This window comes from Kitasatospora brasiliensis, from assembly GCF_032654805.1.
In the GTDB taxonomy this organism is placed as follows: Bacteria; Actinomycetota; Actinomycetes; order Streptomycetales; family Streptomycetaceae; genus Kitasatospora; species Kitasatospora brasiliensis.
This window is the reverse complement of record NZ_JAUOOW010000003.1, coordinates 83,245-94,687: the sequence shown is the minus strand read 5'-3', so window position 1 is coordinate 94,687 and position 11,443 is coordinate 83,245. Positions and strand designations below refer to the sequence as shown.

The 11,443-nt window shown below is 70.0% G+C and carries 5 protein-coding genes; 2 read left to right on the top strand and 3 right to left on the bottom strand.

Features of this window, described 5'->3' with window-relative positions:
* Positions 1 to 694: 694 nt before the first annotated feature.
* Positions 695 to 1,057, bottom strand: coding sequence for a hypothetical protein (locus QWJ13_RS13305; RefSeq protein ID WP_316524138.1), 363 nt, complete (start codon positions 1,055 to 1,057; stop codon positions 695 to 697).
* On the opposite strand from QWJ13_RS13305, the gene QWJ13_RS13300 reads away from it, so the two are divergent.
* Positions 1,040 to 3,085, top strand: a complete 2,046-nt coding sequence (locus QWJ13_RS13300) for a dehydrogenase E1 component subunit alpha/beta (protein ID WP_316524137.1) — start codon at positions 1,040 to 1,042, stop codon at positions 3,083 to 3,085. The two genes, QWJ13_RS13305 and QWJ13_RS13300, sit on opposite strands and share 18 nt — an antisense overlap.
* A 179-nt stretch (positions 3,086 to 3,264) precedes the next feature.
* On the opposite strand, the gene QWJ13_RS13295 is transcribed toward QWJ13_RS13300, so the two are convergent.
* Positions 3,265 to 3,903, bottom strand: coding sequence for a sugar O-acetyltransferase (locus tag QWJ13_RS13295; RefSeq protein ID WP_316524136.1), 639 nt, complete (start codon positions 3,901 to 3,903; stop codon positions 3,265 to 3,267).
* A gap of 474 nt (positions 3,904 to 4,377) precedes the next feature.
* On the opposite strand from QWJ13_RS13295, the gene QWJ13_RS13290 reads away from it, so the two are divergent.
* Positions 4,378 to 5,238, top strand: a complete 861-nt coding sequence (locus QWJ13_RS13290; RefSeq protein WP_316524135.1) for a pyrroline-5-carboxylate reductase family protein — start codon at positions 4,378 to 4,380, stop codon at positions 5,236 to 5,238.
* A 662-nt stretch (positions 5,239 to 5,900) separates the two neighbouring features.
* Here QWJ13_RS13290 and QWJ13_RS13285 read toward each other — a convergent pair.
* The gene (locus tag QWJ13_RS13285) at positions 5,901 to 11,264 is read right to left on the bottom strand and encodes a sacsin N-terminal ATP-binding-like domain-containing protein (RefSeq protein ID WP_316524134.1); all 5,364 of its coding nucleotides are present in this window, start codon (positions 11,262 to 11,264) and stop codon (positions 5,901 to 5,903) included.
* Between the last annotated feature and the right edge of the window lie 179 nt (positions 11,265 to 11,443).

Below are 11,443 nucleotides of genomic sequence, written 5' to 3'. Positions count from 1 at the left end.
GCCGCACCCACGATCCGGGCCGCCGGTTTCACATGGCTTTCGCACTGCCTGGTCACCCACCCCGTTGCGGGCGAAGCACCCGTACACGGGCGTGGGGACTTCCTGAAATTCGGCCGAGCGACGGGCTACCCGTCCCCCCCGGCCTCCACTGTGGAGCCCACCGGTACCGCGCCCCCTACCTCTCGCCCCCCGCTGACCGGGCGTCATCCGATCATGATCACCGAAAAGCTGTCAATGGTCGGCGCAGAAACGACTGTCCAAGGGTCGCAATCCGACCCTGGACCTCCCGCAGTCGCCACCGCGACCTGCGGAAACGTTGACTCGAACAGATCATGATCACTGTGCCAGTGACTTAGGGATCTTCGCTTGGTAGGTTACCCGTCCAGGAGGTCTCTGGATGCCACGTTTCGGGCAGGTCAAGCCGGCGACGGACGAGCGGTTGTCGGACCGGATCGCGATCGGTCTGATGACGCGTTCACGCCGGATTTGGCGGACCGGATCGTGGAGCACACAAGGTCACGCTCCGACTCCAGTCGGTTCATGACTTCACATTCCATCGCCTGATGCTCTCGGCCCGACCAGCCCCGTAATTCCTCGGGACCTATGACCTCTACCCGAAGAGCGACCAGGGCTGATCTCCGACGTCAGGCGACTCGACAAGAACAGCAGCGGCGTGCTGGACGATCCGCGCCGACTACCGCTTGGTAGACACCGACAGTCCCCGCAGGACCCAGGCGGTCAACAGCCCTGCCGTCGGCCGTGCCGACGACAGCGCGATCCGGAGGCCTCCCTTTCCGACGTCGAGGCCTGGGGCGCGGCGAGCACGGCAGGTTTCGAGTTCCGTGCGTTCCAGGGTGACGACTTCCACCTCGTTCCCCACGAGAAGGAGCTCGTCACCAACGCCATCAAGAATCTTCTCCCAGTCAATACGGGCAGGTAACCAGTGCTGAATGAATCGGTTGAACCGTTCGGGCGCCTCGAATACCGCTGCAGCGATCCTTCGGACTACGCGCACATAGGGAAGCTGGAGCTTCGGCGCATGTTGTTCGACATGCATGTGGTGCGTGAATTCGAGCTGACCTTGCTGGCCTGCGCCGAGCGGGGTGAGGTGTCCGGCCCCGTGCACACCTGTCTCGGCCAGGAGGGCGTCCCGGCCGCGGTGCTGAGGCATCTTCGCGACGGTGACCAGGTCATCGGGAACCATCGCTCGCACCATCATTTCCTCGTCCAGGCGCTGGCTCATGCGATCGGCGACACCTGGGATCCGCTGAGCGACGACCTGCCGCCGGCGGCCGCGGATCTCCTGACGTCCGCGTTCGCCGAAATCCTGGGACTGGCGACCGGAGTCAACCAGGGCATGGGAGGCTCCATGCACCTGCGCCACTCCGAGGTCGGGTTCATGGGGTCGAGCGCCATCGTCGGTGGCGGCATCCCCATCGCCGCCGGCCTGGCGTTCGCGGACTCGCTGCGCGACACCGGCGGGTGCGCGGTGTGCTTCATCGGCGACGGGGCCGTCAACCAGGGCACCTTCCACGAGACCGCCAACCTGGCCGGCGTCCTGCGCCTGCCCCTTCTCATCGTCGTCGAGAACAACGGCTACGCGGAAGCGACCCGTCCCGAGGAGGCGTCGGCCGTCCTGCCACTGGCCTCACAGGGCCTCGCACACGGTTTCAGGGCCGCCAGCATCAAGGGCGGCGACCAGGCCGCGCTGTACCGAACGGCCCAGGACTTCGTCGCGGCGATTCGCGAGGGCGCGGGACCGGCGATCATCGAGGTGCAGACGTACCGGCATCGCGACCACGTGGGCGGTGTCCCCGGCAGCGCGGCCGGGTACCGGACCCCGGCCGAGGAAGCGGCATGGCTGGAGCTCGACCCGATGAGTTCGCTGCCGAGGACGCTGCTGGGGCAGGGGCTGCTGACGGACGAAGAGGAGCAGCGCATCAGTGCGGCTGCGGCCGCACTGATCGCCCGTGCTCTCGACGCCGTCCCCAGATCGACCGGAGTCACGCCGCAGCTGGACGCCCGCGCGCTGCTGCGGGGCCCGACGGCATCCATCGGACACGCCGCACTCGACCCGGCCGCCGAGCACGAGGACAGCGGCGGACGCACCGAATGGACCTTCAAGAACGCGATCGCGGAAGGCATCGCACGAGCGCTGCACCGGTCGGAAGACGTCGTGTTCCTGGGTGAAGAGGTTGCCAAGCCGGGCGGCCTGCTGTGGCAGGCGGGGAACCTCGACGAGAAGCTCGTGGGCTCCAGGATCGTCAATATGCCCATCTCCGAGGCGAGCTTCGTGGGAATGTCCTGCGGGGCCGCGATGGCCGGGCTCCGCCCCATCGTCGAGCTCATGTACGGCAGCTTCGCCCTGATCGCCGCCGACCAGCTGTTCAACCACATCGGCATGATCCGCGCCCTCTACGGCAACACGGCGCAGGCGCCGGTCATCGTGCGGGCCAAGGTGCCGATCGGACGCGGGTACGGGCCGCAGCACGGGCTCAACCCCGCAGGGCTGTTCGCGTCGTTCCCGGGCTGGCGGGTCTTCGCCCCTGCCGATCCGCGTGACTACCTGGGCACGCTGAACGCCGCGCTGGAATGCGACGATCCGGTCCTGTTCGTGGAGTTCACCTCGCTTTACGACGAGGTGTTCGAACTGAGCGAGCGCGACTTCTCGTCCTGCCTCCCGCTGGAGGGGGCGCGTGTTCTGCGCGAGGGCGGCGATGTCAGCATCTTCACCTACGGGGTGGGCGTGAGCTGGGCGCGGGCAGCAGCCGAGGAGTTGGCCGCGGACGGCTGCGAGGCCGAGATCGTCGATCTCCGGGCTCTCGACATGTTGTCAACGGACTGGGCCGCGCTGGAGTCGTCGCTGGCGCGGACCGGGCACGGCGTGTTCGTCGATCCGGCCGCACGAAGCCAGTCGATCGCGCCGAGGATCATCGCGGAGCTCGTCGGTCGGACGCGGCACCCGCGCATGTCCTACATAGCTTGTGCCGATGTCCAGCCCGTCACGCCGGCCCTCGAACGGCAGGCGATCGTGGTTCCGGCGGACATCGTGGACGCCGTCCGGAACCTGCTCAAGGCGCACTGACCCGAAACGCCGATGTCCTGACGCATCGAGGACGCACCGGGCGGGGGGGGGGGGGGGGCCCCCCCCCCCCCCCCCCCCCGCCGCGGTGGACCGAGCGCCGGTCAACGACCAGGTGAATCCTCCGGTCGAACTGCCCGACCGATCTCCGGGAGACGTCGAGGAGCACCGTGGTGCTTCCATCACTCCCGATCGGCTGCGATCGTGTATTCACGATCCGACGCCGTAGTACCGGGATCCGCACCACCTGGAAGCGATCGAACGATCCGGGCCGGGCTTCCATAAACTAGGACCCCGGGCGGGACATCTGCGGTGACCAGGCTGCCCGCACCCACCACAGCGTCATCGCCGATGGTAACGCCGGGGCAGATGATGGCCCCGCCGCCTATCCACACGTTTTCGCCGATGGATATCTCTTCGCCGTACTCATAACCGGCCCGCCGCAACCCCGGTTCGAGCGGGTGTGTCGCGGTGAGGAGCTGGACGTTCGGTCCGATCAATGTCTTGTCACCGATGGTGATGCGGGCCGAATCCAGGAAAACCGCACCGAAATTGACAAATACACTGTCGCCGAGGGATATCTGCCGCCCGAAGAGGCAGTGGAACGGAGACCGCACCTCGACGGCCTCACCGACCGCACCCAGGAGTTCCCTCAGGATCGAGTCCCGTCGTCCCGGGTCGGCCACGCTGGTCGCGTTGTACCGCTCCACGAGCAAGGCGGAGCGGAGTCGATCCTCTGCCAGGACGGGTTCGTCATAGACGAAGAGCTCTCCGGCGAGCATCTCTTCTCTGGCCCGATGTCCGCGGGGGTCAAGACTCATCCCGTCCAGCACTCCTGACTCATCCGCCACAAGCTCACCGCCTCAGCCTACCGCCCCGCTCCGCCGGTCGCACCGGTTCCGGGATCCCGGATTCCGCTTGTGACACCCATCCCGCAGAAGCACCTGCACAGACCGCCGGCCCTGTCACGACCGGCTCCAGCGCCGGTGCGCGGTACCGGTGTTGGCGTCCGATGACGGTCTGCGCCGGCAGGCGGCCGCGGCGCGTCACGTCCGACGCGGTCCTGCCCGTACGCCGCGAGCTTTCCGACGGCTCCCAGCCGTCGGGCGCCACACGCTATATGCCCGCACTACATGACGACCGCTCACGGCCCGCCCGCCAGGGTTCAATTCGCCTACGTCGCCAGCATTGACCGGAGAGACCGCAGTTGAGTGAGCGCCAGGCCGTACGAGACACTCCATGCGCCGCATCACCATCACGTCGACGGCACACACGCGATCTATGGGGGAACGTCAATGACGGCCGGAAACTGGACTGTCGCGAAATCAGAGCCACCGATCATCACCGTCCTCGGTGCGGGCCACATCGGTGAGACAGTCGTAGCCAAACTCCTCGCCGCCGGCCATCCCGCCGATCGCCTGCGAGCGACGACGAGATCCCGCGAGCACGCCGCCGGCATCGCCGCCAGGCACGGCATCGCGGCCGGGGTGGACAACTCGGCGGCAGCAGCAGGTGCGCACGTCCTCATGGTGGCCGTGCGCCCCGACCAGTCGGACGCCGTCCTGGTCGAGGCGATCCCGCACGCAGCGCGCCAGGCCTCGGTCGTCTCCTTTGTCGCCGGCTACTCGCTCGGTCAGATCGAGGCGGCCGCCTCACCCGCGGCCATCACTGCCTTCCGCGTGGCCACCAACGTCGCTTCCCTGGAACGTTCCGGAGTGTTGGCCGTCTCCCCGGCACCCACCGCGTCCACGGCCGTCCGCGCGCATGTCGCCACTCTGCTGAGGCCGCTCGGCACCGTTGTCGAGATTCCCGAAGCGCAGCAGAACATGGCGGCCTCAACCCTGGGGAGTGGAGCCGCCTTTCTGGCGTTTGCCGCCGGCGGCATCGCCGACGCCGCAATCCACGGCGGTGTCGACGCCCGTCAGGCAGCACTCTTCGCGGCCGAGGCACTCGCATGCGCCGCCGAGCTGCTCCGGCGGGCGGACCCGCACAGGCCGAACCCCTGGGATGCGCTGGCCACTCCGGGCGGTCTCACCGAAGCGGGCATCGGCTCCCTCCAGTCGAACAACGTTGCTCGGCACCTCGCAGAGGCAGTGGAGACAGCCGTCGCCCGCGCGGCCAAGGTGGTCCCGGAACTGCCGCCACGCTCGGCCTGACGGAGCTCCGGCCCGTGATCGGCGGTGACGCTTCGAGCTGATCATCGAAGCGGACTCGCCGGCGGAGGAGGAAAGGGCGACGCGGTCGCGTTCGAGACCGTTCGCGATTGCAGGTGGGCCAGGTCTGCGGCGCAGACCTGGCCGATCCAGTCGGCGAGTCTCAACATCCACGACCTACGCCGGCTCGCCGCCACCCTCAGCCTCACCCTCACCAACGGCGTCGGGCTCGACCGCGAAGAAGAGCGCTACAACCGCCGAACGGCCACCGCTCCATCACCGCGTCGCCGTGAGTCCCCCGGCAGCCACTACGACAAAGCGACGTGAGAGAAGGTCAGAGAAGAAGGCCCACCCATGCCCGGCTCACGACCACCCAATGGCCACCAAAGGAAAAAGGCCGCTCCCACCATCCGGCGGAAACGGCCTCCGACCTGCGAAAACGCTGATCGGGACGCCATGACCCGGGCATGCTCAGGGAGAGCACGTCGGCGACATGGACTGGGCCGACCGCTCCGCCGGTCTGCGGTCGCTCCCTTGAACAGCGATCTCGTGCGGGCCAATGCTGCGCGATCAAGCCGCCCTACCTACCGAACGGGCTCAGTGATCACCCTGGCGGCGTGTCGCCAGCGTGTGCGCTGGTCGCTCGCGAGCCTCTCCTGCCCGGATCACAAGTGGTAGGTGAAGCGCAGAGCGCCGCCCTCCTCGCGGTAGTACCCGCGGCCCCGCACACTGAAGGGGTTGGGAAGCATGTGCACTTGCAGCTGGGCGGCGTCGAGGACCGAGGTGATCACCAGCAGCCGCCATCGGTCGTGGCCTGCGTGCTGCTGGGCCGCCCGGACCTCGCTCTCCCCCAGTTCGATCTGTCCGCCCTGCCCCTGGGTGGCCTTGATCTCGAACAACAGCGGTTGCTTGCCGGAGCCGACCCGGAAGTCGAAGCCCAGACCGTCGTCCCCCTGGGGGCCAGGGAACGCGCCGCGACGGTTGGTGGAAACCCAGCTGCTCTCGTCGGTGCCGGGGTACTGGCGGCAAAGCCAGTGGTAGGCGTACCACTCGCCCGCGTACCCGATTGCCGTCCGCTGAGCCTGGGACAGCCCGCTGTCCGCCCACCTCCGGGTGCCGCCCGGGCGGTTCCCGGTTCGGCTTCCGCTGTTGCGCGGCCCGAGCGGGGTGAGGTGGGCGAAGTGGTGGTGGCCGTCGACCAATTCGGGCCTGGCGTCCAGCGCTTCGCGCAGCACGGCGTTGAGCTCGGTGAAGTCGCCCGAGTGCACGTCGAGTTCCCGGTCTCCCACCGAGATATGCCGCCGGGCGCGCTCGCGCGCCGCGCGGGCCTGGTCCGTGACGGTCCGGGCCTTGTTCAGGTCCTCCGGGGTGAGCCCGTGCCGATCGGGGTCCGCCGTGCGGGGCAGGTCGGCCGGCCACTGTCCGAGCGCGGCCAGCCAGGCGACCACGTCGTCCGGGCCCAGTATTCGGAAGTCGAGCGCACCGGCTGCCTCCAGCCGGTTGGTGATCTCCTCCGCCGGGGCGGCGGCCAGCAGTGCCGTAGGGAGCGTCCGGCCGGACGCCGTCACCAGGGCGACGAGGTCTTCCGCCCGACCCGCGATGACGCTCTTGTTCCGGCCGCGCACGGAGTCGATCGCCGGCAGCGACTCCCCCGTTGCCGGGGCGGGCGCTCCCAGCCGCACGGCGAGTGCCTCCTCGACGTGCGCCCGCAGCAGTGCGGTGTCGGCGACCTCGACGGTCAGGGCCCAGGCCGAGGGCGCGGTGATCCAGTCGAGGGTGCGGAGCTCCGGCCAGTCGCTCAGCGGCCGCCGGGCGTCGAACTCCTCCAGGACGGACCAGCGGAGCCGGTTCACCAGTTCCTTGCGGTGCAGGTCCACGAACCTCCGGAGCTCATCCTCGTGGGCCTCGCCGCGGCTGACCGGCCGGTAGCGCGGAGCCAGCGCGGCCAGCGTGTGGTTCAGTGCGGCGAAGTCGATCCCGAGCGCCGACCGGAGTTCGTCGGTCGACCTGGCCGAGCGGGCCTCGTCGATGAACTGCTGTGCCGTCAGCGTGAGTTCGTTCTCGCAGGTGCGCAGCGCGGTCGCGAGGTCCTGGGTGTCGCGCGGTGTCGGGTCGGTCAGCTCGTCCGCCTTCGCCCGGCCGAGCAGGTGCACGAGCAGCGGGTAGCCGCGTTGCAGGACACCTCCGACCGCGCCGTCGATCCGGCGGCCGGTCTGTTGGAGTTGGTGAACGGAGAGGCCGAGGGCCCGGGCGAGTTCCTGTTCGACCGGTTCGCGCAGGTCGGCGTGGGCGTCCCCGAGTTTCAGCGCGGCCAACTGCAGGCGGTCGCCGAGGCCGCGGTGTCCGATCAGGTCGGCCATGGCGACAGCGAACCGGGCGACCTCGCGCCAGCTCCGGTCGCCTTCCCGGGTCAGCAGCAGCGGGTGCTTGGGGTCGGACAGCGGCAGCACTCCCTCCAGCCGGTCCGGTACGGTGACCGGTTCCTCGTCGAGGGTGACCTCCCAGTCGGTGTAGCGGCGCAGTCGCACCGCACGGAGCGCGCCCGCCAGCTCGGTGAGGGCGGTGTCGCTCGGCCGAGGCGTGTGCGGATCGTGGTCGGCGAGCGCGGCCACCGCCAGGGTCAGCCAGGGGAATTCGTCGACCAGCGGCTCGCCCATGGCCGCCGGGTCCACCAGTTCGCCGTCGACGGTGGCCGAGAACTCCAGCGAGTCCACGACCCGGAACACGCCGGGGCAGGTCCCTTCGAGCACCTCGCAGACCTGCCGGGCGATGCCGGGGAGCACGAGCAGCGGCTGTTCCGTCTCACGGATCAGGCGGGCGGCGAGGCTGTCGCGGTCGCCGGTGACGTACACCGCCGCGCTGTCGTCCCTGTCGTCCCTGTCGTCGATGTCGTCGATGTCGTCGATGTCGTCGATGTCGTCGGCGAGTTCGGCCAGGGACACGGCCACCATCCGCTCGCCCGCCTCGGCAAGCAGGACGGCGTCGTACGGGAGCTCGGGGTCGGGCTGTGCGACGAGCTCGTTCCAGGCACGTTCGTTGGCGCGCTGGGCCAGGGGCCAGTCGTCGCTCCGCATCGCCCCGTCCCGCAGGAACCGGCCGAGTGACGCGATCAGGCGATCACTGTGCTCGGGCTCTCCCCAGCTGGACAGGCCGGCCTCGCCCAGGCGGTCCCGGACGGCCTTCGGCTCCAGCAGGTGGCGCAGCCGCCGGTCGACCGTCGGCGCGAACGCGGGCTCCTCCTCCGCCCCGGGCGGGCAGTACCAGGCCTCGGCCGGGCGCACCCAGCGCACCGCGCTGCCGGCGCCCCGCACGGGCAGCCAGGGCTGTCCGTGGACGAAGGCCTCCAACGGCGTCCGTACGGACTCGTAGTCCGTCCCGCGGCTGCCATCACTCGTCCAAACCGTCCTGAAGCGGTCCGACCCCCATATCGCCAGCCCGCGCAGCACGAGCCTGGCGTACGCCAACCGGGCCGCCTCGCCGAGCCGCCCCACGACGTCCTGGCCCGGCAGCCGGTAGGCGTTGCCGCCGTTGTAGGGCGTCTGGGGGTACAACGCGCCGGACCACCGTCGCCCCATGTGCGCCTCCCACTGCTCGCCGACGTCCTTCGGGACATTCGCCATCCTGAGCAGGTTGGCCGTGGTCAGGGCGTTCCCATTGGCCCGGCGCCCGGCCCCTTGTGTGCTGACGGGTATCAGTCCGTCGGTGACCCCGAGGGCGGTCAGGAAGTCGCGCCACTCGTCCAGGGTCTCGCCGCGCTTCACCACCGTGTCCGGCGGCGCGATCAGGCGCTTGGCGATCCAGCCGAGATCGGACGACCGCTGACGCCCATCCGCCACCACCGTCGCCAGGTCGTCCCCGGTGGTACCCGTCCAGCCCGCGCCGAACGCCGCCCCGGAGGCCTTGATCAACGTCCCGTCCGCCGAGGGCACGTGCAGCCCCACCGAGGACAGGCCCGGCTCCCCCGCGAGCTGCTTCGAGCACCACAGCCGGAAGACGAACCGGAGGGCCTGGAGGCGCAGCTTCTGGTCCTTGCTGCCGACGAGGGCCAGCCGGACGTGCTCCAGCAGGCCCTTGGGGTCGAACGGCCGGACCAGGCCGGCCGACTGCAGGAAGAACCGGGCCCGCTGCCGGTGCCCGCCGCCGTCGTTCTCGGCCCAGCTCAGGTCGGGGTGCAGGCAGAAGAGCCGCCTGCCGAGCACCGCGGGCACCGCGGGCGTCCCCTTGTCGCCGCGTGCGGCGGGCCCGGGCTGGAAGAACGCCTGTCGCCGCTGCCCCGGCTTTCCGTTGTCGCCACCGCCGTTCGCGCTGCGCAGCGTCCCGTCCTCGGCCAGCAGGATCTTCCGGCCGCGCAGTACCTCTCCGTCGTATTCGAAGAGCGTGGCGAGGTCGGCGTACAGGGCGTCCCAGTCCCGGACGGATCCGCCGGCCCGGGGCAGCGGCAGCGTGGCCACGATCCGTTCCACCAGGTCCGCCAGCACCGACGGCTCGGGCTCCAGCCGGCACTTCAGCGCGCGGCACATCGCCGCCAGCCGCCTGAGCCGCTCGGTGCCGACCTCCGGATCCACTACGGCGATCCCGGTCGCGTGTGCCTTCTCCGGTGTGAGCAGGGCGAGTCCGCGCTCCGGCCAGAGCGTCGCGCCCCTCGGTGTCGTCCAGCCCTCCTCCGGCGGGGCGCCCTCGCTCCGCACCGTCGGAACGATGGGCACCTCGCCCAGCTCACGGCCGTGCACCCGCCAGGCTGCCGCCGGCAGCAGTCCCGCGTACTTGGGCGTCGTCTCCCAGCTCACCAGGTCCACCGCCATCTGCCGCATCCGCGGCTCCGACAGCGTTCGCAGGTGCTCTGACGCCGCCAGGCAGGTCTCCGCCGCCACTTCGTACAGCAGCCTGTTCAGGGGATGCTCGTGGTCCAGGTCGGTGCGATCCATCTTGGTGTAGAAGGGGGCGCTGAGATGGCCGGGGAAGGGCGCCTGGACTCCTTCTCCCAGCGGCAGGAAGGTGAAGGTCTGCCCGTGCCTCGGCCTGCCGGCCGCCACCGGCAGCGCCGCCTCCACCACGGCCGGCTCTTCCCACTCCAGCCAGGACTCGTCCAGCCGGCCCAGGTCGACCGCCGCCTTGACGGTGGATCGCAGCCGCTGGTCGCCCACGGTGTGCCGCGCGATCACGAAGAGCCCGGCCGGGCCGAGATCGACCTCCGCGAACGAAACAGCAGCAGCGGCCACGGAAGGTTCGATCGACGCCAGTGGCCGCTCGACGCGGGTCAGTTCGCTGACGGTCTCCACCACACCGGCGACGCGCCGCTGCAGCAGCAGGTGGGACAGCCGGTCCAGAAAGAGCATCACCGGGGCCTTGACGGCAGCCAACTCCCCCAGGCGGCGCTGCACTTCGCCGAGCGCGGCCGCATGGCGCAGCGGAGCCCTGACGACGGTCACGCTCCCCGCCTCGGCCAGCTGCGCGCAGGCCTCCGGCACCTCGGCCACCGGATAGGGGACCTGGAACGGCGGCAGCTTCTTCGCCGCTTGCTTCGCGGCCTTCCGGTCCCCCAGCAGAACCTCCAGCTCCTCCTCCTGGGCGAACCGGAAGCAGTAGCCGTCCAGCACCGCAGGGCCGGGCCCCGCGCTGCGGGCGCTGTAGATCTCCGGTGCGTCCGTGATCTGCAGGAGGCTGCGGAACCCGACGCCCTTGTTGCCGATGCCCTCGCCGATCTCCTTCTCACTCATCGCCAAGTTGCACACCGACTCGACCCTGTCCCAGGTGAAGGGGGTGCCGCCGTTGCCGACCAGCAGGGTGCCGAACTCGCCGTCGTCCTCGTCTAGGAGAACGTGCACCCGCCCGTCGTGCCGCTGCCTCGGGTGCGCGTCGTGCCCGTTCTGCAAAAGCTCCAGCAGGAAGCGGCCGGCGTAGTCGCGCGCGGTGCTGAGCGTGGCTTTTCGCAACTGCTCCGGCCCCCGCCAACGCTTCATCCCCAGCGCGTCCTCGAGCACGTCCAGCGCGTACTGCCGCAGCTCGGCCGCGTGCGTGCCGTCGTTCACCGCTCCCCCTCAACCCAGAATCCATCCGGACGCTATCGCACGCCCACGACAGTGGCGGTGCGAGCTCCGAGTTCGCCCACCAGCGCCCTCGGGCCCATGGCTGCAACCGCCTTGGCCCCGGCATCGCCCTGCACCGACTGTCTTCTCCCCCGTCCGGCAGTCACTCTTCCAAGCAGCGA

Bases quoted from the DNA above. Each gene is read 5' to 3' on its own strand.
- QWJ13_RS13300 (WP_316524137.1), top strand. From the start codon at position 1,040: ATGTTGTTCGACATGCATGTGGTGCGTGAATTCGAGCTGACCTTGCTG.
- QWJ13_RS13305 (WP_316524138.1), bottom strand. From the start codon at position 1,057: ATGCATGTCGAACAACATGCGCCGAAGCTCCAGCTTCCCTATGTGCGC.
- QWJ13_RS13295 (WP_316524136.1), bottom strand. From the start codon at position 3,903: ATGAGTCTTGACCCCCGCGGACATCGGGCCAGAGAAGAGATGCTCGCC.
- QWJ13_RS13290 (WP_316524135.1), top strand. From the start codon at position 4,378: ATGACGGCCGGAAACTGGACTGTCGCGAAATCAGAGCCACCGATCATC.